Source organism: Haloarchaeobius salinus (assembly GCF_024464185.1).
Classification (GTDB): Archaea; Halobacteriota; Halobacteria; order Halobacteriales; family Natrialbaceae; genus Haloarchaeobius; species Haloarchaeobius salinus.
Map to the genome: position 1 here is coordinate 226,602 of NZ_JANHAU010000005.1, position 22,520 is coordinate 249,121.

At 68.3% G+C, this 22,520-nt stretch carries 23 protein-coding genes; 14 read left to right on the forward strand and 9 right to left on the reverse strand.

Translation table 11 applies throughout. The features are described from left to right. The first annotated feature begins 54 nt into the window (after positions 1-54). Complete coding sequence (locus tag NO345_RS16325) at positions 55-1,962, forward strand: hypothetical protein (RefSeq protein WP_256300979.1); 1,908 nt, start codon at positions 55-57, stop codon at positions 1,960-1,962. A gap of 1 nt (position 1,963) precedes the next feature. Next, positions 1,964-3,439 (forward strand): flippase, encoded by a 1,476-nt coding sequence (locus tag NO345_RS16330; protein WP_438266777.1) that lies wholly within the window; start codon positions 1,964-1,966, stop codon positions 3,437-3,439. 23 nt (positions 3,440-3,462) lie between these two features. Here the strand turns inward: NO345_RS16330 and NO345_RS16335 are convergent, their stop codons facing one another. Continuing rightward, a complete protein-coding gene (locus NO345_RS16335) occupies positions 3,463-3,765 on the reverse strand; it encodes a DUF5789 family protein (RefSeq protein ID WP_256300983.1) in 303 nt (100 codons plus the stop codon). Between the two features lie 149 nt (positions 3,766-3,914). On the opposite strand from NO345_RS16335, the gene NO345_RS16340 reads away from it, so the two are divergent. Then, positions 3,915-4,892, forward strand: coding sequence for an NAD-dependent epimerase/dehydratase family protein (locus NO345_RS16340; protein WP_256300985.1), 978 nt, complete (start codon positions 3,915-3,917; stop codon positions 4,890-4,892). Positions 4,893-4,904: 12 nt separating this feature from the next. On the opposite strand, the gene NO345_RS16345 is transcribed toward NO345_RS16340, so the two are convergent. The 4 genes from NO345_RS16345 to NO345_RS16360 all read right to left on the reverse strand — a co-directional run bounded on the left by NO345_RS16345 (position 4,905) and on the right by NO345_RS16360 (position 8,882). Further along, on the reverse strand, positions 4,905-5,699 hold the full coding sequence (locus NO345_RS16345; protein ID WP_256300987.1) for a hypothetical protein: 795 nt from the start codon (positions 5,697-5,699) through the stop codon (positions 4,905-4,907). Positions 5,700-6,013: 314 nt separating this feature from the next. Continuing rightward, positions 6,014-7,123, reverse strand: a complete 1,110-nt coding sequence (locus tag NO345_RS16350; protein ID WP_256300989.1) for a Gfo/Idh/MocA family protein — start codon at positions 7,121-7,123, stop codon at positions 6,014-6,016. 98 nt (positions 7,124-7,221) lie between these two features. Continuing rightward, the gene (locus tag NO345_RS16355; RefSeq protein WP_256300991.1) at positions 7,222-7,812 is read right to left on the reverse strand and encodes a metal-dependent hydrolase; all 591 of its coding nucleotides are present in this window, start codon (positions 7,810-7,812) and stop codon (positions 7,222-7,224) included. Positions 7,813-7,814: 2 nt separating this feature from the next. Further along, entirely contained in the window at positions 7,815-8,882 is a 1,068-nt protein-coding gene (locus NO345_RS16360; protein WP_256300993.1) for a DUF1616 domain-containing protein, read from the reverse strand. Between the two features lie 191 nt (positions 8,883-9,073). Between NO345_RS16360 and NO345_RS16365 the strand changes: the two genes are divergently transcribed. After that, positions 9,074-9,604 (forward strand): flavin reductase family protein, encoded by a 531-nt coding sequence (locus tag NO345_RS16365; RefSeq protein WP_256300995.1) that lies wholly within the window; start codon positions 9,074-9,076, stop codon positions 9,602-9,604. A gap of 51 nt (positions 9,605-9,655) precedes the next feature. Here NO345_RS16365 and NO345_RS16370 read toward each other — a convergent pair whose 3' ends face one another. Both NO345_RS16370 and NO345_RS16375 read right to left on the reverse strand, forming a co-directional pair. Then, a complete protein-coding gene (locus NO345_RS16370) occupies positions 9,656-11,014 on the reverse strand; it encodes an MBL fold metallo-hydrolase (protein WP_256300997.1) in 1,359 nt (452 codons plus the stop codon). Between the two features lie 99 nt (positions 11,015-11,113). Further along, positions 11,114-12,730, reverse strand: coding sequence for a CARDB domain-containing protein (locus NO345_RS16375; protein WP_256300999.1), 1,617 nt, complete (start codon positions 12,728-12,730; stop codon positions 11,114-11,116). A 271-nt stretch (positions 12,731-13,001) separates the two neighbouring features. Here NO345_RS16375 and NO345_RS16380 point away from each other — a divergent pair, with 271 nt between their 5' ends. The 5 genes from NO345_RS16380 to NO345_RS16400 all read left to right on the forward strand — a co-directional run bounded on the left by NO345_RS16380 (position 13,002) and on the right by NO345_RS16400 (position 18,103). Continuing rightward, on the forward strand, positions 13,002-13,961 hold the full coding sequence (locus NO345_RS16380; protein ID WP_256301001.1) for a glycosyltransferase family 2 protein: 960 nt from the start codon (positions 13,002-13,004) through the stop codon (positions 13,959-13,961). Positions 13,962-14,083: 122 nt separating this feature from the next. Next, positions 14,084-14,371 (forward strand): HalOD1 output domain-containing protein, encoded by a 288-nt coding sequence (locus NO345_RS16385; protein ID WP_256301003.1) that lies wholly within the window; start codon positions 14,084-14,086, stop codon positions 14,369-14,371. Positions 14,372-14,755: 384 nt separating this feature from the next. Continuing rightward, positions 14,756-15,283 carry a DUF7344 domain-containing protein gene (locus NO345_RS16390; RefSeq protein WP_256301005.1) on the forward strand — a complete coding sequence of 176 codons (528 nt, stop codon included), beginning with the start codon at positions 14,756-14,758 and terminating at the stop codon, positions 15,281-15,283. A 300-nt stretch (positions 15,284-15,583) separates the two neighbouring features. Beyond that, positions 15,584-17,398: a glutamine--fructose-6-phosphate transaminase (isomerizing) gene (glmS, locus tag NO345_RS16395; protein ID WP_256301007.1), complete on the forward strand. Its 1,815-nt coding sequence runs from the start codon at positions 15,584-15,586 to the stop codon at positions 17,396-17,398. Positions 17,399-17,545: 147 nt separating this feature from the next. After that, positions 17,546-18,103, forward strand: a complete 558-nt coding sequence (locus tag NO345_RS16400) for a DUF7344 domain-containing protein (protein ID WP_256301008.1) — start codon at positions 17,546-17,548, stop codon at positions 18,101-18,103. A 33-nt stretch (positions 18,104-18,136) separates the two neighbouring features. Here NO345_RS16400 and NO345_RS16405 read toward each other — a convergent pair whose 3' ends face one another. After that, positions 18,137-18,316 (reverse strand): DUF7563 family protein, encoded by a 180-nt coding sequence (locus NO345_RS16405; RefSeq protein WP_256301009.1) that lies wholly within the window; start codon positions 18,314-18,316, stop codon positions 18,137-18,139. Here NO345_RS16405 and NO345_RS16410 point away from each other — a divergent pair. Further along, positions 18,315-18,656 (forward strand): winged helix-turn-helix domain-containing protein, encoded by a 342-nt coding sequence (locus NO345_RS16410; RefSeq protein ID WP_303647059.1) that lies wholly within the window; start codon positions 18,315-18,317, stop codon positions 18,654-18,656. The genes NO345_RS16405 and NO345_RS16410 overlap by 2 nt on opposite strands. Before the next feature lies 1 nt (position 18,657). Here the strand turns inward: NO345_RS16410 and NO345_RS16415 are convergent, their stop codons facing one another. Next, positions 18,658-18,780, reverse strand: a complete 123-nt coding sequence (locus NO345_RS16415; protein ID WP_256301011.1) for a hypothetical protein — start codon at positions 18,778-18,780, stop codon at positions 18,658-18,660. A gap of 246 nt (positions 18,781-19,026) precedes the next feature. Here NO345_RS16415 and NO345_RS16420 point away from each other — a divergent pair, with 246 nt between their 5' ends. From NO345_RS16420 to NO345_RS16435, 4 genes are read left to right on the forward strand one after another with little or no spacing between them, the layout of a single operon-like run. Next, on the forward strand, positions 19,027-19,905 hold the full coding sequence (locus NO345_RS16420; RefSeq protein WP_256301013.1) for a DUF4129 domain-containing protein: 879 nt from the start codon (positions 19,027-19,029) through the stop codon (positions 19,903-19,905). Continuing rightward, positions 19,902-20,561, forward strand: a complete 660-nt coding sequence (locus NO345_RS16425; RefSeq protein WP_256301015.1) for a DUF7269 family protein — start codon at positions 19,902-19,904, stop codon at positions 20,559-20,561. The genes NO345_RS16420 and NO345_RS16425 overlap by 4 nt, the downstream gene beginning before the upstream one ends. Next, positions 20,558-21,817 (forward strand): DUF58 domain-containing protein, encoded by a 1,260-nt coding sequence (locus NO345_RS16430; RefSeq protein WP_256301017.1) that lies wholly within the window; start codon positions 20,558-20,560, stop codon positions 21,815-21,817. The genes NO345_RS16425 and NO345_RS16430 overlap by 4 nt, the downstream gene beginning before the upstream one ends. After that, positions 21,814-22,509 carry a DUF7519 family protein gene (locus NO345_RS16435; RefSeq protein ID WP_256301019.1) on the forward strand — a complete coding sequence of 232 codons (696 nt, stop codon included), beginning with the start codon at positions 21,814-21,816 and terminating at the stop codon, positions 22,507-22,509. The genes NO345_RS16430 and NO345_RS16435 overlap by 4 nt, the downstream gene beginning before the upstream one ends. Positions 22,510-22,520 lie beyond the last annotated feature (11 nt).

Sequence of the window (22,520 nt, forward strand, 5' to 3'; positions counted from 1 at the left end):
TCTGCGGGAGAAACGCGGATTGAACGGCCGCAGGACCGGGGTTGGAACGGCACGATGACGCGCCATCGAGCCATCCGGACCGTCCTCCTCGCGGTCGGCTACCTGGCACTCGCCATCGGGGCCGCTGTCGCCCACGGCTCGCCCGCCCGCGGCTACGAGCTCTCGATCTACGGGGCGACGCCCGCCGTCTTCTGGCTCGGCGTCGCGACGGCCCTGCTGACGGCGGCCGCCGCCGGCCTCACTGCCGGTGTCTCACGGAGCCGTCGGCTCGCTGCGACCGGGCTCGTCGTCCTCAGCGGGGTCTCGCTGGCGGGGATACCGCTGCTCCGTGGGTACTACTTCTACGGCTCCGGCGACTCGCTGAGCCACCTCGGCTGGGCGCGCGAGCTGGCCGACGGCTCGCTCTCGCCCACCCGGCTCCTCTACCCCGGAGTCCACGAGCTCACGGTGGTCCTCGGAAGCGTCACCGGTGTCACCCTCAGGCTGACGATGCTCTGGGCGGTTCTCGTCTTCGCGACGCTGTTCCTCCTGTTCGTCTCGCTCTCCGTCCGTCTCCTCTCGGGACGGGACGAGGGACTGCTCGTCGGGGCCTTCCTCGGACTCCTGTTCGTCCCCATCAACGTCATCGCCATGCACATGCTCCCGCACACGTCGAGCCAGGCGGTGCTGTACGCCCCCTTCGTTCTGTTCCTGCTGTTCGTCTACCTCGAACAGGACGGCTGGCGGCCCGTCAGGAACCCGGCGACGGCGGTTGGGGTGTTGCTCGGGCTCGCGTCGCTGTCCGTGATCCTGGTGCATCCCCAGCAGGCGGCGAACCTGCTCGTCGTGTTCGCGACCGTGGCTGGCATCCAGCTGCTCGCCCGGGTGCTGTTCCCGGAGAGCACCGCCGCGGGGCAGCGACCGCTGTACGTCCAGACTGCCATCTTCGTCCTCGCATTCCTCGTCTGGGCACCGCGCTTCCAGCGCGTCGGTGGGAACACCAGCGCCATCGCGTACAACATCGTCTACGGCTCGGGCGGGGGCTCGGAGGTAGTGACACAGAAGTCGACCTCGCTGACTTCGGTCGGCGGCTCCGTCCCGGAGCTGTTCGCGAAACTGTTCCTGCCCGACGTGGTGCTCTCCATCCTCGCCGCCTCGGTCCTCGTGCTTGCGTTCGTCGGCCGGCTGTCCGCAGCGGAGACGGCCCGTCCCCAGTTCGTCCGCTACCTCGGGCTGGCGCTCGTGCCGCTCTCGGGGCTGTTCCTGTTGATGTTCCTCGGGGGTCCCGGTGACATGTACTTCCGCTACCAGGGACTGCTGATGGTCCCGGTCACCTTCCTCGGCGGTGTCGCGCTCGTCCGCTGGGTGGGCGACGACGGAGCCGGCGGCAGTGTCCCCGTCCCGGCGCGGGTGCTCGTGGCGTGCCTGTTGCTCGTGCTGGTGCCACTCGGGGTGCCCGCCCTGTTCGGCTCCCCGTACGTCTACCAGTCGAACTCGCAGGTCGCCGAGCTGGAGTACGAGGGCTACGAACACGCGTTCGACGTGCGGGCGGAGGGGGTCGAGTTCACCGGCATCCGTGGCGGTCCACAGCGCTACGTCGACGCGGTGTACGGGACGGAACAGGCCCGGAACCGGCTCGAATTCCCGGGCTACGAGGACGCAGTCGCCGGGCCGACGTTCGAGCGTGGCCTGGGCTACGAGTTCAACAGGGACCGCTACTTCACCGTCGAGGAGAGCTCCTACGGCCGCGAGGTCGGCCTGTTCGATGGCCTCCGGTACAACGCGACGGGCTACCGTCTGCTGGAGACCGACCCCGGCGTGAACCGGGTGTCGAGCAACGGCGGCCTCGAACTGTACTACCTCTACGGCGACGGTGCGGCGGACGGCGAGACGGGGACAGCGACGGTCGCGTGCCCGGAGCCGAACGACCGTGCGGACTGGAACCGGGGTGCGCGAGCGCCGGACGCCGGCGGGTGTGTCTGACGTGTCGGACGACCCCATCGCGACGATTCGTCGGGGTGCGAGCGCCTCGCTCGCGGCCAGTGTCCTCGACAAGGTCGCGAACGTCGTGCTGGTCGTCGTGCTCGCGCGTGTCCTGCTCACACCCGCGGAGTACGGCCTGCTGAACGTCGCGCTCGCCGCCCTGTCGATCGTCTCCATCGTGGCGACGCTGGGACTGCCGAAGTCGACGGCCCGGTACGTGAACGAGTACCTGGACGGTGAGTCGGGACAGATCCCCCACGTCCTCCGGACCGGTGCGAAGGCCGTCGGTCTGACGACACTCGTCGTGGTCCTCGCGCTCGCCGTCTTCCACCGCCACCTCGCCGACCTGATCGGACAACCGAGCGTCGCGCCGTTCTTGCTCGTGGGCACGCTCTACGTCGCCGTCCGGGCCGGCTTCAAGTTCGTCAACGCCGTGTTCCAGGGGTTGAACCGGGTCGACCTCAGCGCGCTCACCGCCGGGGTCAACGGCGTCGCCCGTGTGACGTTCGCGGTGGGGCTGGTCGTCCTCGGACTGGGTACCTACGGGGCGTTCCTCGGCTACGTCGCGGGCTACACCCTCGCCGCGGCGGTCGGTGCCGTCCTCCTCGTCGGCCGCGTCTACAACCCGACCGATTCCGCGAGCGAGATGGAGCCCGGTCTGAGCCGCCGGCTCGTCGAGTACGCCGTCCCGCTGACGGCGACGCGTGGCGCGAACGTCCTCGACAAGAAGGTCGACGTCGTGCTGGTCGGCTCGCTGGCGAGCCTCGCGGCGGCCGGCTACTACACCGTCGCCAAGCAGCTCTCCGACATCGTGTCGATGCCGGCGGCGTCGTTCGGCTTCGCGCTCTCGCCGGTCCTGGGTGAACAGTCCGGGGCGGGCGACCGCGAGCGTGCGGCCCGGCTCTACGAGCAGTCGCTCACGTACGTCATGCTCTGCTACGTGCCGGCGTGTGTGGGGCTGGTGCTCGTCGCCCGGCCGACCGTCGTCTACGTCTTCGGCGCGGCGTACGCGCCGGCGGTGCCGGTCGTCCAGGTGTTCAGCGGCTTCATCCTCGTCAACGCCGTCAACAAGATCACGAGCGACGCGCTCGACTACATGGGGAGGGCCCGGGCCAGGGCGACCGTCAAGAGCGCGATGGCGGTGTCGAACGCCGGCCTGAACGTCCTGCTCATCCCGGTGTACGGTGCGGTCGGCGCGGCCGTCGCGACCGTCTTCACGTACACCATCTACACGGGGACGAACGTGTACGTCATCCACACCGAGCTCGGGCTCCACCCGCTGCGACTCGCTCGACGTGCGGCGGTCGTCTGTGTCATCGCGGTCGGGATGGGGGTCGTCGTCACGCTCGCACTCCCGCTCGTCGGCGGACTCGCGACGCTGCTCGGGGTCGTCGGCGTCGGTGCCGGCGTCTGGGCCGCCCTCGGCGTCGGTTCCGGCCTGCTCGACGTGGAGCAGCTCCGGTCGTTCGTCCGGTGACCGCCGGCGTCGTGCCGGCGACCTCAGAAGGAGACGTTGTGTTCGTCGCGGGGTCCGTCCGTCGAGGCGGCCTGCCCACCCCGGTCGTCGTAGAACTTCCGCCCGACGTGCCGCTCGTCGAGGTTGCAGACGAGGTGCTCGTACAGGGCCGTCGCGCTGTCGAACGACGCGTCGTCAGCGGGGGCCAGCAGGTCGCCGATGGTCGTCGTCGCGTCGACGCCGGGGGCGGTCACCTCGACCAGTCCCAGCCGTCGGCGGACCTCGTCGCCGGCGACGGGGTAGTCGAGTGCGAAGCCGAGGTAGGGTTCCAGTTCGTTCGGGCGCATGGTGGGTGGGGGTCTGACCGACTCGGTCGGCCGTGTAGAGTCCCACGTCGGTGGGGGGTAAAGGCGCAGGACCGTTCACCGGTGAAGGCCGCCCGTTCCGAGCAGCAGACGGTGCATAACAAACCCCGTCGGCCGTGCCAGTGTGGGGGATGCCAGCCAGTCACGACACCGCCACCGGCGTGGGTCGAAGCCCGGATGAATCGTCGCCAGGTGCGACAGCAGCACTCGCGGACGCCACTGTCCTCGTCACCGGTGGAGCGGGCTTCATCGGCCAGCGGCTCGTCGAGGTGCTCGCGCCAGTCGCCGACACCCGTGTCCTCGACCATCGGGCGAACGGCCACGGGACAGTGCTGCCCGACCAGGTCGCGGTGCTGGACGGGGACGTGACGGAGTCGGCGGACCTCGCGGCGGCGATGGCCGGCGTGGACGTCGTGTTCCACCTCGCGGCGTGCTCGTCGGTACCGGCGACACTCGAGCAGCCGACGCGCTCGCTCGACGTGAACGCCGTCGGGACCGCGGCAGTGCTCGACCGGGCACGCCGGCAGGACGCACGGGTCGTGGTCGCGTCGAGTGCCGCGGTGTACGGCCGGCCGACGGAGACGCCGATCCCCGAGGATGCGCCGCTCCGCCCCCGGAGCCCCTACGGCATCGGCAAGCTCGCGGCCGACCGCTACGCGCGGCGGTACGAGGACTGGTACGACGTCCCGGCGGTCGCGCTGCGGTTCTTCAACGTCTACGGGCCGGGACAACGGAACGGTGTCCTCGCCACGTTCCTCTCTCGTGCCCGGGAGGGCGAACCGCTCGTGATCCACGGTGACGGCACGCAGACGCGGGACTTCGTCCACGTCGACGACGTAGTACGGTCGATGCTCGCCGCGGCGACGACCGACGCCACGGGCGAAGCGTTCAACGTCGGTACCGGCGAGACGACGACGGTTCGGGAGCTCGCACGGCTCGTCCAGGAGACGGTGCCAGGCGGGGTCGACGTGCTCCACGACGACCCGCGTCCGGCCGACATCGAACACAGCTGTGCTGACGTCCGGAAGGCACGCGAGGAGCTGGGGTTCGAGGCGGAGGTGGCTCTCGAAGCGGGCCTGCGGCGACTCGCGGCGCGGTCGGACGCCTGAACCTGTCCGAACTCAGTCGAGCAGCGGTCTGATGTCGGGGTGATCGGCGTGCCGGCCGGGGGCGACACGACCCGCCGCGACGTCGTCGCGGAACGACTGCCAGCCCTCGTGTCTCACCATGATGCGGACCGGTATCGACTCGACGTCCAGCAGTTTCGCGATGGCGAGTCTGTTCCGGCCGTCGCAGAACAGGAACCCGCCGTCGCGGCCGACGTGGACGGCGATATCGTCCTCGATACGGCGCGCGAGCCCGTTCGGGCGGTCCTTCCGGGCGGGCTCCATGCCGTCGGCTCCGAGCAGTTCTGCCTGGGACCTGACACCGTTGCTGGCGATGTTGGCGTACAGCCGGTCGAGGTCGGCACACCGCTGCTCGAGGTCCGCACGACAGGTACAGCCCCACTTTGACGCACCGCCCCCTATCTCCTCGAGTGTCTCCGCGAAGAACGCGGTCTCCTCCCAGGGTACCCCCTCCTGGAAGTGCGCCCGGAACGACCGGTAGAGCGTTCGGTCGGTGAACCGCTCGGGATGCCGGTCCCAGTTCCCGCCGACCACCTGTCCCGCCCGCCGGTACTTCGGTTCGTCGTCGAAGAACTCGGCGGTGCGCTCGACGGCCGACGGTGGGATGCGGTCGACGCGGAACGGGTCGATGGGTGCGTCGTCCGACAGGTACGACCGCAGCTTGACCGCCGTCAGGTAGGTGCCGGCGTAGATCGAGCGAGCGTGGCGGAGCGGACGGCTGGTCCACGGGTACGCGGAAACGGTCCGGCGACCGAGTGCCCTGACGGCTCGTTCAATCGAGACGCTCATGGCCCACCAGTAACACCCTGTTTTCTGTCATGTATTCTGGTCCACAGCTGAAAACAGCTCTATAACAATCCGGGTCGGCCTCCAAGGAGTTTCTGGGGTGGCCGTGAAGCGGCGCTCCGTGGTCGAGAGTCACCAGTCTCTCACCCCCCAGACCCCCTGCGACTGAACGTCGTCACTACCCATCCACCGACTCCGGGGTTCACGTTCCGCCCACGCCCGACGTGGATTCACCATCCGCTTCGCCACCCCCTTTCCTGAAATCGACACGTACCGAGCTGTGCCTGTGCTCGGTGTGCGAACAGCGTGCTCCACGGTCACTCGTCGTCGACGAGGGTGTGCTCGGTGCTGCTCTCCTGCGGCCCGGTCGCGGCGTCACGGATGGCCTGCTGGAGCCGGACGGTCCACTGGCCTTCCGAGAGCGGTACGGGCATCGGCTCGCCCGCCTCGATGGCCCTGGCGGTCTCGTCGTACTGGTAGAAGTGGCCGTTGAGCTGCTTCTCGGACTCCCAGCTGCCGTCACGTGCGCGACGGGCGACCGCCCCGAGGTTCTCGAGCGTCGAGCGCCCCCGGGCGAGGACCTCGTCGGCGTTCTTCATCGCACGGGCCTTCGAGGAGGCCTTGTAGTCGCGTTCCAGCGGCACGAGCGACTGCGAGACGAGGTCGACGACGAGCGAGCCCTCCTCGCCGTGAACGTACAGCGAGCGGTGCGGGACCGTCCCCGAGAGCATCGTCGCCGAGCAGAGCCGGCCGTCGCCGGTCGGGTACTGGATCGTCGCGCCATCGTAGCCGAACTCCATCTCGTACTCGCCGCCGAGGGTCGTCGTCGCCTGCACGGCGTCCTCGTCCCGGGGGTAGCCGCCGACGTTCAGCAGGATGTACAGCGGGTGGGGGAGTCCCTCCTCGAACTCGCCCCCGACCAGCTCGAAGCTCCACTCGCCACGGTTCGGCACGTCGGGCCGGGTCGACCCGGTGTACAGCAGGTCGACTCCCCGGATGGTCCCCAGCTCGCCGGCTTCGATGCGTTCGCGGGCCTCCCGTATCGCCGGGCCGAACAGGTGGTTGTGGACGACCGACGCCGGCACGTCGTTGGCCTGGGCGGCGTCCGCGATGTCCTCGACGGCCCGCACGGTCTCCGTCACGGGTTTCTCGATGAGCACCGGGATGCCGCGCTCGATGGCGGTGACGGCGATGTCGCGGTGGGTCCTGACCGGCGTGCAGACGTGGAGCCAGTCGAGGGACTCGCTGTCGAGCATGTGGTCCAGGTCGGTGTAGGGCGTGATGGCGTGCCGGCGGGCCGCCGCCCGGGCCGCCTCGCCGTCGAGATCCGCGATGGCAACGAGTTCGGTCCGTGGGCAGGCCGAGAGGCCGGAGAGGTGGGTCTCCGAGACGGTCCCGGCACCGACGACTGCTGTCGTGAGTGTCATGCTACCTGCCATGGACCGTGGCACGGGTTTCGTTATGCGGCGGGAGTCCGACGGTAGCACCCGGCTACGATGTCCGCGGATGGACGGCCGTGCCTCGACTACGACCCGTGGACGAGCCTGCGGAGCCCGCCGGCCCGACGCCGCAGCCAGCCGATCCCCGGGAGCCCGTCGCGCCACCAGAGCATCGTCGTGGTGGCCAGCAGGAGCAGTTCGAACGCGAGGTACCGTCGACCGACCGGCCCGGTGAGGAACGCGAGGAACTCGCGGTGCTGCTCGAGCAGGTGGGCCAGCGCCGGGCTGTCGGGCTGTCCCGTCGCCGTCGGCGTCAGCGGCCAGAGCAGGAAACTGGTGTCGAATCCGCCGCCGAAGACGCCCGACGCCACCACGTCGAGCGGCAGGTGGCTGAGGTAGCCGACGCCGAACGCGACGCCCACCGCCCTGGCTCGACGCCCTCGGGCGAACAGGCCGACGACGAGGACGACGGGGACCGCGACGAGCAGCGAGTGCGCGAGCGAACGGCCGCCGGGCAGCACACCGACTCCCCACGACAGCGGCTTGTCGACGAGATCCGGGAACAGGGCACCGACGGCCACTGCAACTGCGGCGGCGTCGGTCGGTCGACCCCCTCCCACCCGGCTTCCGAGACTGTACGCGAGGTACGCGACCGCGACGTGCTCCCAGGGCCACACGGTCAGCGGCCCCCCGGGCTGGACCCGGTCCCGGCGACACTGGGTAGCCGACCGGCGATACGTTCCCCCTCGTCGTCCTCCCCATCGTCCGCACCGTCACCGGCCTCTTCGACCGACAGCCAGAGGTAGAGCTGGTGGGCTGCGGTATCCGGGCTCGGGTTCGTGGCGACCTCGTCATCGTAGACGTAGTAGCTCAGCCGCAGGGACTCGCCGAGCAGGTCGGGAGTGACGGAGAGCTCGCGGACCACGCGCTCGCCCGCCGGCACGGTCACGGTCTCGCGTTCGAGCTGGCTCCGCTGGACGACCTGGTCGGACGGACCGATCCGCTCCACCACCGCGACGACGGTGTACGTGGTGCGAGCCCCCTCGTCGTTCTCGAAGAGCAACGAGGCGTCCACGGACTCGTCGACGGTCACCGACCGCGGGTAGTCGGCGGCGACGTACTCGCCCGAGTCGTTCTCGGTGACGAGCGTGACGGTGGTGTGTGCGGCGTCCGGACCGGGTGCGGCGAGCCCGTGGCCGACCGACGCGACCGCGACCAGCATCGCCAGCAGGAGGACGACGTCGAGGCGGTCGAACCGACCCCCGGTGACGAGGGTGCGTGGATCGACGATCCCGTCGCGTCGTTCCGGCGGGTAGCTTCGTCGCCGGATGTAGCCAAGACCTGCACCGACCAGCGTCCACGCCACGAGCAGCTCGAGGAACGGCACGGTGGCGAGCCCGGCCGGGAACAGAGACGAGAGCACCAGGGTACCGAGGACGACGAGCGCGACGCTCGCACCGACGGCGACGGCCAGCCGTTCGACGCGGTCGAGACTCCCTGGGTCCGTCGCGTCGGCCGCACGGACCGGCAGCAACGCGGCGACCAGTGCGTAGCCCGGGGCGAAGGTGACGACCGGGACGCCGACGATGGTCCGCCAGATCACGCTCTCGAGCACGGCGAGCAGCACGGCCGCTGCGAGGACGTAGCCGACGAGCAGCGCGAGGTCGTACGAGTACCGGGGCGCGGACTCGCCCCGGGCCGTCTCCCTCGCGGTCGGGTTCTCCTCACCGACGTGGGCGTCGCTCATCGTCGGGGTCGGTCGCGGGTCGTCGGGACGCTCGATGGGGGGCTGGCGCTGTCGATTCGGGTCACTATCTCGCTCTCTGGGGCGACCGTCGCATTGTAATGAGACGCCTACTCGCCACTGCCGTCGGGGTGAGGCGGAGGAATCGACGAAACGGCGCGAATAACAATCCGTCCAGTGAGTGATGTCGCTGCATGGCAGGGACACCCGTCCAACCGGAGACGTTCAAAGCCACGCTCTCGAACAGCCCGTCCGCGGTCACGGTCGTCACCGTGTCGGGCGACGAGGGTACCGACCCGCACGGGATCACCGTCAGTTCCTTCGCCAGCGGCTCGCTCGAACCGCCGCTCGTCGTGGTCGGCATCGACCGCGAGAGCGAGACCCACGAACGACTGACCGGCGACGAGACCGGGTTCTGTGTCAACCTGCTCGCGGCCGACCAGCGCGATCTCGCCGAGCACTTCGCCGGCATCACCGACGTTGGCGACCCGTTCCGGCGGTCCCACACGGCGAGTCGGTCGGGCGCACCGGTGTTCGACGACGCCGTCGCCTTCCTCGACTGCGAGCACGTCGAGACCGTCGGGCTCGGCGATCACGTGCTCCACGTGGGACGGGTCGTCGATGCGGCCGTGCTCGACGCCTCCGCGCCGCCGCTCACCTACTGTCGCGGCGAGTGGGGGACGGTGACCGAGGACCTGCCGACGTGGCGACGGGTCGGCTCCTGAGCTGTCCGCTCCCCCGAAGACGAGGTCGTACGGACCCCCTGCACCCAACGCTCAGGCGTGGAAGTAGTTCATGCAGTAGTACACCGGTCGCTCGTAGACGTCGGGCTCCTTCGCGAAGTGGACGTGGGAGCCGATCTGGGCGTTGTTGTAGTGAGCGTGGGCCGGTCCCTGCAGGATGCGCTGCAGGAGACGGGGGTCGATACGCATCCGGACGTACTCGTCGACCTCGGCCGCCTCGTCGGACGAGAGGTACTCGATGCCGTCACCATGGAGCGACAGGGCGGCCGTCGTGTCCTCGACGAGGTCGAGCAGGACGGTCGTGTCGCTCTCGAAGCCGATCCCCCGGCGCTTCTCCTCCATGTGGTCGTACGCCACCGGGAGCAGTTCCTGCATGTCCTCCAGGGTGGGCATCTCGTCGTCGTGGTAGTCGAACGACCGGTCCGCGAGCTCCTGGTCGACGTACGCCCGCTTCCGCTCGGGGTCGACCGGCGTGTACGGTGCCGACTGGGTCCCGGTCTCGAGGTCGAACGCCTCCTCGCTGTTGAGCAAGATGCAGGTGGAATCCTCGGGGACGTTCTCGCTCCCCTCGAAGTACTCCTTCGCGTCCGCCCGACGCATCACGCCGACGTACTCGTTCAGGTCCGAGAGCGGCCCGGCGAGCGTGTAGCTGCCCGCAAAGGGCATGTAGTAGTCCGGTTCGAACACCTGGACGAACGACTCGGCGTCCTGGCACATCTCGACGGCGACCTCCTCGGCGGCCTCGAGGCGTTCCTCGTGGGTGTAGTCGAGCATGCACTGCGGGTAGAAGTTCGCCGCACCGTACTGCATCAGCAGCATGTCGACCTCGCCGTAGCGGTCGAGCACGCGCTGTGAGGCGGCGGCGGTCATCGGCCACCGGCAGTCGTTGGCGTTCACGAGGACGTGCTCGCCGTCGTCGAACACGCCCATGGAGTCGATCTGGGTCGACCCGTCGGTGCCGCCGGTCACGTCGTCCATGAACCAGCCGCAGCCGAAGTACTTCCCACAGACCTCCGGGTCGCAGTCGTCCGAGGCCAGCACGTTCAGGTGGAGGTCGTCGCCGAGGTGCATCCGCTCGTCGTGGGGCAGTTCGATGACGTCGAACCCCCATCGACGCAGGTTGTCGGCGAGGAAGTCCCACTGGTAGTCGTGGACGATGACCGGCGTGTCGGTGTCGAGGCGCTGGAGCGTCTCCGGATGGCAGTGGTCCGGGTGGATGTGCGAGACGTAGATGTAGTCCACGTCCGCGTAGTCCTCCGGTTCGAACGACAGCGGCGGGTAGTGGGCCCACGAGCCGTAGAACGCCCCGTCGACGAGCCAGGGGTCACAGAGGACGCGGGTGTCGCCCTCCTCGACGACGACGCTCGACGACTTCAGGTGTCTGAGTCGCATACGCAGGCGTACCGATGCTCCTCGCATTGTTACAGAGTAGCTGACCGGGGTAACAGCCTGCTATCCGGTATCGCAGGGGGGTCTTTCTCGCTTCGGGGCTCATCCGCTCGCCCGATGGAGCAGGTGGACCAGCACGGCAGCGAGGGCGAAGATGCCTGCCAGGAGACCGTATCCCGGCGTCGAGCCGGTTCCGGCCCCGCCGGGTGTCGTGGTCGGCGACGCCGTGGCTTCACCACTGTCGCGCACGTCGAACTCGGCAGTGCGGTCGCCGACGCGCGCGGTGTAGGACCCCGGTGCGCTGACCGTCACGTCGAACTCGACAGCGCGGCGCTCACCGTCGTCCAGGGCGACCTCCCGGCTCTCGACGACCTCCCCGAACAGCTGGAGGCGCACGTCGAACTCAGCCGCCGCGTTGCCGACGTTCTCGACGCTCGCCGTGATGGTGAACGGCTCGTCCACGGGAACCGGGTCGTCGACCGCAACGTCCGAAACCGCGAGCTCCGGCTGGGCCTCCGCAACCGAAACCTCGGTTCGAGCACTGCCGACCTCGACGGTGTACTCGCCTTCCTCGGGGAACGTCGCGTTCACCGTCACGCTCTCGTTCGAGAGCGCGGAGACGGACACCTCCCGGGAGCCGACGCGGTCGTCGTCCGCGACGACGTCGACCTGGATGCTGCCCTCGCCACCGCCGTCGTTGACGAGGTCGACCCGGACCGGCGTCGGCTCGCCGGCGACGGCAGACTCTACCGACACGTCGCGGACGCCGATGGCCGGCTCGTCGGACTGGCCGACACGGACGGTCACCGACGCGGGATCGCTCGTGCCGACGGCGCTGGCCGCGACGACACTCGCCGTGTACGTTCCGGCGCTCGCGTAGCTGACCTCGGTGGTGGCAGTCTCCGTGACCCTGTCGACGGTGCCGTCGCCGTCGAGGTCCCAGCGATAGCTGGTGGCGGGAACAACGCCGTCGGCGGTCGCGCTCAGTGTCACCGGCCGGTTACGGGGCACATCGTCGGGTGTCGCCCCGACCGACGGTGCCGGCAGCGAGAAATCCGCACAGCTCCCCGGGGCGACGAGTATCGGCTCGGTCATGTCGAGGGTCACGGTCTGCCCACCGTCGTCGACCAGCCGCCACCGCTGGACGCGGTGGTCGGCTGTCCCCGAGTGCTCCCACTCTCCCCAGGCGGTCGCTCGCTCGTTGAACGCGGGACGCACGACGATGGGCTCGGTGGCCGACGCGATGCCGCGGAACGCGCCGCCGTCGGTCCGCTCCGGTCCCCACATCCAGTCGACGGTCGTCTCCGTCGTCCCGACCGTCCAGTCGTCGTCGCGGTCGGGGTAGTCGTCGTCCTGGACCGCCCAGGAGCCGCTCTGCGGGAGGTTCTGGAACTCGAAGGTTGCAGTGCTACCGCCCTCATCGGCGTTGTCGAGTTCGCCGTTGAGCGTGACCAGGCTGTCGCCCTGCGGGCCGCTGTAGAACAGCATGGTCGTGGTCCGGCTGGCCTGGTACTGCCGGAAGCCGTGTGCGCTGTAGTCGCTCGCCGATGGGTTCCCGGTCTGGTTGGGGAACGGTGTCCGGTAGTCGTACGCCGACTCGACGGACTGGCCGCCCGTGACGGGCGCGACGGCGACACACCGGTCCCCCTGGACGACGGCGTAGGTGTCCGGTGGCGGGGTGGTCGCGCCGCCGACCACCGCCGCAGCGAGGAGGACCATCAGGGCGATCGCGAGACAGGCGAGGACGGACCTGGTCAGGTGGGGGGTCACAACGTGACCGGTCCCGCTGTCCCCGTCTGGCTCGCTCGTGTCCGGTTGATACATCGCAGTGGTCTGCGGGCAGTCGGCCCATTGTTATGCTCCGTGTGTGCCATCAACGGATGCCCCTACTGCCCATCTGCCCACCGTCTCGATGCGACCCGGTTCGACAACCGCCGGCTAACAATGCCCGCGGACTGACTCCAGTTCCACGCGCCCCCGGACAACCACTATGTACGAAGGCCAAACAATCGGTGTCGTCGTCCCCGCGTACGACGAGGAGGGATTCGTCGGCGACGTGATCGAATCGGTTCCGCCCTGTGTCGACAGGGTGTACGCCATCGACGACTGTTCCACCGACGGGACGTTCCGTGAGATGCAGGCGGCGGCAGCGACCTGGAACGAACGACCGGACGGCCCGACCGTGGACACGATACGGCACGAGCGGAACCGTGGTGTCGGCGGAGCGATCAGGACGGGCTACCTGCGAGCACGACAGGACCGCACCGACGTCACGGTCGTGATGGCGGGGGACGGGCAGATGGAGGTGGAGATATTCGACAGTCTGCTGGACCCCGTTGTCGCGGGGGACGCGGCGTACGTGAAGGCGAACCGGTTCGTCTCGGGTGACGATATCCGCCGGATGCCACGACTCAGGCGGTTCGGGAACCGCGTACTCGAGTTTCTCACCCGGATCGCGAGCGGCTACTGGTCGACGGGCGACCCCCAGAGCGGCTACACGGCGATCTCGCTCGAGGCACTCGACACAGTCGACATCGAGGAGCTCTACGAGTACTACGGCTACTGCAACGAACTGCTCGTCCGCCTGAACGCTCACGAGTTCAGGGTCGTCGACGTGCCGCGGCCGGTCACCTACGGGGAGGAACAGAGCGGCATCTCACTCGGCTCGTACGTGCCCCGGGTGTCGGGGATGCTGTTCAGGAGCTTCCTCTGGCGGCTCAGGGTCCGGTATCTCGACCAGCGCGTGCGGGACGTTCCCGGCCTCTACGCCCTGGGTTGCTTCGGCGTCCTTCTCGCCGCCCTCGCCGGCGTTCTGGGCCGGTCCGAGCGGACGGGCAGACTGGCCGGCCTGTCGGTCGCCGCGCTGTTCGTCGCCATGCTCCTCGACCGCGCTCATAACAGTCATCTCGACGATATAAACTCTGAACCTGCAGAGAGAGATTCCGGGTGATTTATTTAGAATGCCCTTTCTATAGCAGGTATCCGAGGATTCGCCACCGGGCATAACACAGTAGAGATTGTTGACAGTAAGAGCGAACGGTAGTTGGTATCGGCGACACTCGGGCACCAGCTATGAACCAGGGAAGCACCACAAACGGTGACGCGGGCACCATCGATGAGTACGACACGGAGTTCGAACAGCACGGCGACGAGTCGGTCGCGACGACGATCGCGGTCGCTGTCGCAGAAGCGACGGGACAGGACGTAACGGAGCTGGACCCACTCGGTTCGACGATCGATTGCGAATCGCTGGACTCGCTCGTCAGATCTGCGGGGTCCCCACTCTCGGTCTCCTTCCTCTACGAGGGGTGCCGTATCTTCGTCTCCGGCGACGGAACCATCGAGATAACCCTACTCTGACACGACCACCGCAAATAGTGGATTATTGCCAACACGATTACAACGGTGATTGAAGGCGGGCGTCGTAACGGGACCGGACCGCTCTCTCCTCTATTAATCCGCAACTGACAGTCCCAGTTGGCCTGGGTTATGGTAAGATTCGTGGAATTAATTTTATAATCGGGCTTGTCATTAGTACTCATGGTTGGGACGTTGGCGAACGGCGGCAGAATCGCCTCGTACCCTTTGCAGTAGGCGACCGTCTGGTGCTGATTTGGTGCTGATTGACAGGGAGTTCGAACGATACGCGACCAGGATACAACGGAAATGAGTGCCCAGAACGATGCGGTTCCGACAGACAGTGGAGAACCGACCGGAGAGACCAAAACGGGGGGAGAGACGAGTGTGGACGACCAGGAGTCGTCGACAGCCACGGGCCGCGAGCTACCGCTCGACATCGTCTTCGAGATTATACGAAACGAACGTCGACGGCTGGTGTTGCAGTACCTCGACGAGACCGAGGAGGAGACGGTCGCGCTGGGCGATCTCGCGGAGCACATCGCGGCCATCGAGAACGACACGACGAAACAGGCCCTGTCGGCGCAACAGCGCAAACGCGTCTACGTCGGCCTCTACCAGTGCCACCTGCCGAAGATGGCGGACTCCGGTATCGTCGCGTTCGACAAGAACCGGGGGACCATCTCGCAGGGACCGAACGTCGACCAGCTCGAGCCGTATCTCAACGTGGACACGGACCGCGACGACGGCTCGCGGCAGGCGGTCATGCTCGGAAGCGTGGCCGTCATCGGGTACGCTCTCGCGGCGTTCGGCGGCTTCCCGGGGGTCGTCGCGGGTGGTCTCGTCGTCTTCACCTCCCTGCTGGTGCTGGCGCTGAGCGGCGACGGCCAGTTCCCGACGGGATGGAGCGAGTGACCGAGGTCTGTTACGTGTCTTCGAGGGTGCGGCCGACCGGGCGACGGCCCACGCTCTCTGCCCCCTGCGCTTCGTGACCACCGATCAGCTGGTCGGCTAGCCAGCCGGCCGCCTGTAGGAACGTGCTACCGGACATCGCTAGTTTCCGGGCCGGCCCAACTGACGTATAACTATACGGATACTGACGGACGCTTCGGTATCGTATTCCCCGCGAGACCGCGGGGGAGAACTCACAATGTACACACTCACATTCCTACAGCACGGACCGACCGACCGTCACACAGGCAGCGAGGGCGACTGATGTGTGGCATCATCGGGTACGTCGGAACGGACGGTGCCGTCGACACGTTGCTCGACGGTCTCGCCAATCTGGAGTATCGGGGATACGACTCCGCTGGTGTCGCCGTCCGCGACAGCGACATCACCGTCTGCAAACGTGAGGGTGAGCTCTCGGCGCTGGAGACTGCGCTGGACGGTCGCTCGATCGCGGGCTCAGTCGGCATCGGCCACACACGGTGGAGCACCCACGGCGAGCCGAGCGACCGCAACGCACACCCCCACACCGACTGCCGCGGGCGGGTGGCGGTCGTCCACAACGGCATCGTCGAGAACCACGACGAGCTCCGCAGCGAACTCGAGGCCGCGGGACACGAGTTCGAGAGCGACACCGACACCGAGGTGATCCCCCACCTCATCGAGTCGGCGAGGCGCGAGGGACTCGACCCCGAGGCCGCGTTCAGGCGGGCCGTCGACCGGCTGGAGGGGAGCTTCGCCGTCGTCGTCGTGTTCGCGGACGACGACCGGCTGTTCGCAACCCGCGAGGGCTCGCCGCTCGTCCTCGGGCTTGACGGGAACGAGTTCTACCTCGCGAGCGACGTGCCGGCGTTCCTCGAACACACCAACGACGTGGTGTACATCGAGGACGGTGACGTGGTCGTACTGTCCCGCGACGGTCCGACGGTCAGCAGTCCGTTCGGCGAGGACGTGTCGCCGGACCGCGAGACCGTCGACTGGAGCCCGGAGGACGCGACCAAGCGCGGCTACGACCACTTCATGCTGAAGGAGATCCACGAGCAACCCCACGCGGTCAGACAGAGCATCCAGGGCCGCATTCCCGACGGTCGGGAGTACCTCGCGCTCGACGAGTTCGAGCCGGGGGAGTTCGCGGACGTCCGCGACGTGCAGTTCGTCGCCTGCGGGACCTCGTACCACGCCGCCCTCTACGCGCGGCAGTTCCTCCTCGACCGCGGCATCCCGTCGAACGTCCACAGTGCTGGCGAGTACGCGACGAACCCGCCACCACTGGAGGAAGACACCCTCGTGGTGGGTGTCACACAGAGCGGCGAGACCGCCGACACGCTCGCGTCGCTCCGGCACGCGCAGGACGCCGGGGCACGCACGCTCGCGGTGACGAACGTGGTCGGGTCGACCGCGGCCCGTGAGTTCGACGACGCCCTGTTCATCCGGGCCGGCCCGGAGATCGGTGTCGCCGCGACCAAGACGTTCTCGTCGCAGGTGGTGACGCTCGCGCTGCTCGCTGAGGTGCTCACCCGGGACCGCACCGGCTCCTACAGCGACTCGCTCGACACGCTGCTCTCGGGGCTCGAGTCGCTCCCGGACCAGCTCGAGTCGCTCCTCGGGACCAACGAGGTCTCGCACCTGATCGAGAGCTACCGCGGACAGGACGCGTACTTCTTCATCGGGCGCGCGGAGGGCTACCCCGTCGCGCTGGAGGGTGCACTGAAGTTCAAGGAGATCACCTACGAGCACGCGGAGGGGTTCGCAGCGGGCGAGCTGAAACACGGCCCGCTCGCGCTCGTCGGGCCTAAGACACCGGTGTTCGCCGTCTTCACCGGTCGCAACGTCGAGAAGACCCTCGGCAACGTCCAGGAGGTCAAAGCCCGGGGGGCACCGGTCATCGGGATCACCCACCAGGATCACGACAAGGTGACGGCCGTCGTCGACGACGTACTCACGATTCCGGAGACCGTCCCGTGTCTGCGCGGGCTCCTCGCGAACGTACAGCTCCAGCTCGTCTCGTATCACGTCGCCGACGCCCTCGGGCGCGACATCGACAAACCACGGAATCTCGCCAAGAGCGTCACGGTGGAGTGAACAGATGAGTAACGAACCGTTTTCGGTCCCGGCGCTCGGAGATGAGTATCATCGTCATACGGTCGCTAACTGCTCGATAACTAAGCGGTCATCGAACGTACACCGTTCTATCCGGCCACATTGCACGTGGCGGCGCAATCCCCAGTAATGTCAGAAACAGAGGGAGAGGGGCTGACCCAGGACGTCGTGTTCGACATCCTCAGCAACTCGCGTCGCCGGTTCATCCTCTCACGACTGCAGAAGCGGGACGAACCGATAGAGCTGATGGACCTCGCCAACCAGATCGCCGCGTGGGAGAACGATACGACCGTGGATGAACTCACCGACAAACAGAGTAAGCGGGTGTACGTCTCGGTCTACCAGACACACGTCCCGAAGCTGGAGTCGGTCGGGCTCATCACCTACGACCCCGACACCGGTCTCATCGAACTCGCCGACCAGGCCCGCGAGATCGACCGCTACATGCCGGACCAGGAGGAGGAGGAGGTACCGTGGCACCGATACTACGTCGCGCTCGCGGGGCTGTCGGCCGCCTTCTTCCTGCTCGTCATCGCCAACGTCCCAGTTCTGGGCGCGTTGAGCACTCCGGTGGCGGGTGTCGTCATCGTCGTCGCGTTCGCCATGTTGTCCACAGTACACTTCATCACGAACCGCCGCCGTAACAGCGAGATGGACAGCATCCCGGTCCAGCGGGGTGGGCGCTGATGTCGCGACCCACCCACCGGTACCGGTCGGGCGTCACTGTCGGGGACCGCTCCCCAGCCCGTCCATCAGCTCGCTCACCGTGGTACACTCCGAGCAGCGGTGGAGCGTCCCCTCGTTGTCTCCGAAGACCCGGACGAAGCTGGCGGAGACGTGCGTCCCGCAGTTCTCGCAGGTCGTCTGGTCGGTGCCTTCGTCGGGATGGACGTGTTCCATGGCTCGAGTACTCCGAGACGGGCTCCGCGCTTTGTTATCCGAGCACTACGAGGTGGTCGGCGTGAGCGACGAGTGGAACGACATCGGTTTCGTCATCAGCTCGAACTACCGCGTGACGGTGCTTCGACGGCTCGACGAGGGGCCCGCGACGCCCTCGCAGATCGCGGGAGAGTGGGACGTCGCCATCACGCACGTCTCGCGGGCGTTGAACGAGCTGCGTGACCGCGACCTCGTGGAGCTGCTGGTGCCGGAGAACCGGCGCAAGGGCCGGGTCTACGGTATCACCGAGAAAGGGGAGCGTATCTGGGAGCAGATCGAGGCACAGAACCTCGTCGAGTGACTCAGTCGGCCTCGACTTCCTCGTCGGCCTCTGGCAGTAACTGTTCGGGTTGGCGCTCGTATGCCGGGGTTTTCGCGAAGCGTTCGATCCGCCGCCAGTCGTCCTCGGACAGTTGTCCGGACATACTCGATGGGACCGCGGACCGGGGAATAGTAATGGTGCACGTACGAGACCGTGTGATACGACAGCACTGCACTACCCGGCCGAAGGCACTGAACTACTGTTACACAGAGAGTGCCGACTCGACTGGAAGCAGTTGCTTAGGATACCGGCAGCACGGTCGCTGCGGGGGCAGAGACCGCTTACACGGACTATGCGCCGTATAGTTATCAGTGCCACATCCGAGTAGCCAGACGAGTCACGCACCAGCATGGAGCGAGGGAACGCACTGAGCGTCGGGCTCGCCGTCTGTCTGCTGTTCGCACTCGGCGCGAGTTCGAACGCGCTCGGCGACGCCGTGACGACGGAACCGGACGAGGTGATCGACGTCGACTACTCCTCGCTGCCGTTCAGCGAGGACGACGCGGGCGAGCTGCGCGACGCGGTGACTGGCGAGAACGAGGGCGGCCCGAGCACCGATGAGGGGACCACCGGACAGCGGGTCGTCCCCGACGACGAAGGCGAGCAGGGCTCGGTCGACCCGGAGAGCGGGGAGACGGGCGACGCCCAGCAGCTGGTTGACGGCGATGGCGACGAGCGTCGCGACGTCCCCCGTGATATGGGCGGTGACCCGCAGGACGAAGCCGGTGCCGACCCGGACGTCGACGGCGAGCAGGAGGCACCCGGTGAACAACAGGGACAGGGGTCGACACCGAGCGCGCCGGAGCAGTCGCTGCTCGACCGGCTCCTCGCGCTGCTCGGCCGGCTGTTGCCGCTCGTGTTGCTCCTCGGCGCGCTCGCGCTCCTGTACCTGGTCCGTCACCGGCTCATCGGCCTGTTCGACGGTCGGGACACCGAACGCACCGCACAGTCCGAGTCGGTCACCTACGTGGCCGATCCGGAGGACGAGGTGAGCGCGGCCTGGTACGAGATGATCCGCACGCTCGGTCTCGACCAGAACGTCTCGAAGACGCCCCGCGAGTGCGAGCAGGCCGCGCGAGCCGCCGGGGCGGACCCGTCGCTCGCCCGGACGCTCACGGACCTCTACGAGCAGGTCCGGTACGCGGGCCAGCCCGTCACGCCGGAGCGGTCCCGCCGGGCCCGTGAGACTGTCGATGAGTTCAAGCGCCAGTACGGGGGTGCCACGTGAAGCTCCGACGGGCGGGCCTCGGACTGGTCGGCATCGCCGCAATCGCGGGCTTCCTGCTGACGCAGGGCGACATCGCGAACCTGCTCCCGGTCGATGTGGCCGTCGACATGCTCGGCAACGACTACCTCGTCGTCGCCGTGGTCGCGGCCACGGGCTTCGGGCTCGCGCTCCTGCTCGTCGCCTCCGGCCGTCCCGGGAACGTCGACGAGGTGACCACGCCCGACCCGGAGCGGGCCATCTCGCTGCCGGTCCCCGGGGACGACTTCGACGCCGCGATGGGGAGCCGCCTCGCCCTGCTCCCCCTCGTCGGTGGAACGGACCGGGCAGCGATACGCGAGCGGCTCCACAGCGACCTCGTGCACTGGCTGATGCGGTCGGAGAACTGCAGCCGGTCCGAGGCGGAGCTGCGCGTCGCGACCGGGGACTGGACGGACGACCACTACGCGGCGCTGTTCCTGGCGGACGGCACGCGACGGCGGGACAGGGTGAGCGCGGTACTCCGGTCGTGGCTCAGGCTCCGGCCGTGGGTACAGGTCGGTGCCCACCGGACCGCCCGCGCGCTGGTCGACGCCAGCGAGGCGGTCGGGTCGACCGCCGAGCAGCGGGCTGGTTCCGACACCGCTGGCCGCCAGCAGTCCGGGGTGGGTCGTTCGTGAGCCAGTTCGAGGATACGAACCGCTGGCGTGGCGTGCTCGTGTTCTCCGCGCTGGCGCTCGTCGTCGGTCTGGCGGCACAGCGGGCGTCCCTCCTCGTCCTCGCGGCGGTCGGCGTCGTCTACGCGGTCTACCCGGCGGTGAGTCCCGCGTGGGAGCCCGTGCTGTCCGTCGAACGCCGGCTGAGCGAGACCACACCGAAGAACGGCGAGTACGTCGAGGTGGAGACGACGGTCCGGAACGACGGCGACCGGCCGCTGTTCGACCTCCGGTTCGTCGACGGCGTCCCGCCGGCGCTCTCCGTCGTCGCGGACTCGCCCCGGCGCGGTGCGGTGTTACGTCCCGGGGCCGAGGCGACGTTCTCCTACACCGTCGAGGCCAAGCGGGGCAAGCACCGGTTCCAGCCGGCGACGGCCGTCGTCAGGGACCTCAGCGGCGAGCACGAGCTGGAGACGACGGTGGTCGGCGAGACCGAGATCGACTGCACCGCGGACCTCGAATCGTCGCCGCTGCGCCCCCAGACACTCGACTACGTCGGGCGCGTGCTCTCGGCACAGGTCGGACAGGGGATCGAGTTCGACCGGACCCGCGAGTACAAACACGGCGACGCGAAGAACCGGGTGGACTGGAAGCGCTACGCGCGGACGAACGAGCTGGCCACCATCGAGTTCAGGACCGAGCGCTCGGTGAACGTCGTCGTGCTCGTCGACGCCCGTTCGAGTGCGTACCACGCCACGAACGACGACATCCACGCCGTCGGGCTCTGTGTCTCCGCCGCCGAGCAGCTGCTCGTCCAGCTGCTCGGCGACCGCAACCAGGCCGGCGTCGCGGCGTTCGGCAGGGAGTTCTGCTGGGTCCCGACCGGCAACGGCCGGGAGCACCTCGTCCGGACCCAGCAGGCGCTCGCGACGCACCCGGCGTTCCACCCGGTGCCGCCGTCGAACGACGACGACCAGGACCGACAGTTCCAGACGCTGCGCGAGCGGTTGCCCGACGGCGCACAGCTCATCCTGCTCTCGCCGCTCTGTGACGACTGGATCGTCACGACCGTACGCCGGCTGGACGCCTACGGCTATCCGGTGAGCGTCGTCAGCCCGGACGTGGTGCAGACCGACTCGCTCGGCCGGCAGCTCGCGGCCATCGAGCGGTCGAACCGCGTCACGATGCTGCGAGCCGGCGACATACCGGTCGTCGAGTGGGACCCCGAGGTGCCCCTCGGTCGCTCGGTGGCCGCGACCCAGACGAGGTGGCTGTCGTGAACAACGCCGTGACCGTCTCGAAGCGCCCCGCGTGGGTGAGCAGTCTGCTCGCCGTGCTGGTCGTGGCCTACGCGGTGTCGCTGGTCGGCCACGAATCCGTCGTCGGTACCGGGCTCGCCGTCGAGATAGCCGGGCTCGTCGTCGTGGCGCTCGGGGCGTCGCTCGCGCGACGTGGCTGGCGGGTCTTCGGGTTCGTCGTCGCTGCCGCCGGGCTCGTCGTGGCCGTCGGGGGCATCGGCTACGCGCTCGCCTCGCTCGGACGTCCGCCGGCCTTCCTCGACGTCCTCCCCGGTCTCGTCGGCGTCGTCCTGGTCGGACTGGCGCTCGCACCCATCCGTGGGACGGGCTCGCGGTGGTCGCTCCGCATCGGGGTCGGGCTGGCGTTCGTCGCCGTGCTCGCGAGCTCGGTCCTCCAGGAGACGACCGGGACGGAGCAGGTGCTCGCTGGCACGCTCTGCATCGTCGCGTGGGACCTCGGCGAGAACGCGATCTCGGTCGGGACGCAGCTCGGCCGTCGGGCGCGGACCTGGAGCATCGAGGCGATGCACGGGGTCGCGACGCTCGTGGTCGCGTGGGTCGCCATCCGACTCAGCAGGGAGGTCGCCGGGATCCAGGCTCCCGAGGCCACGCTCCCGTCGCTCGTCCTGCTGGTCCTCGCCGTCCTCGTGCTGACGGCTGCGCTCCACGACTGAAACAGAACGGG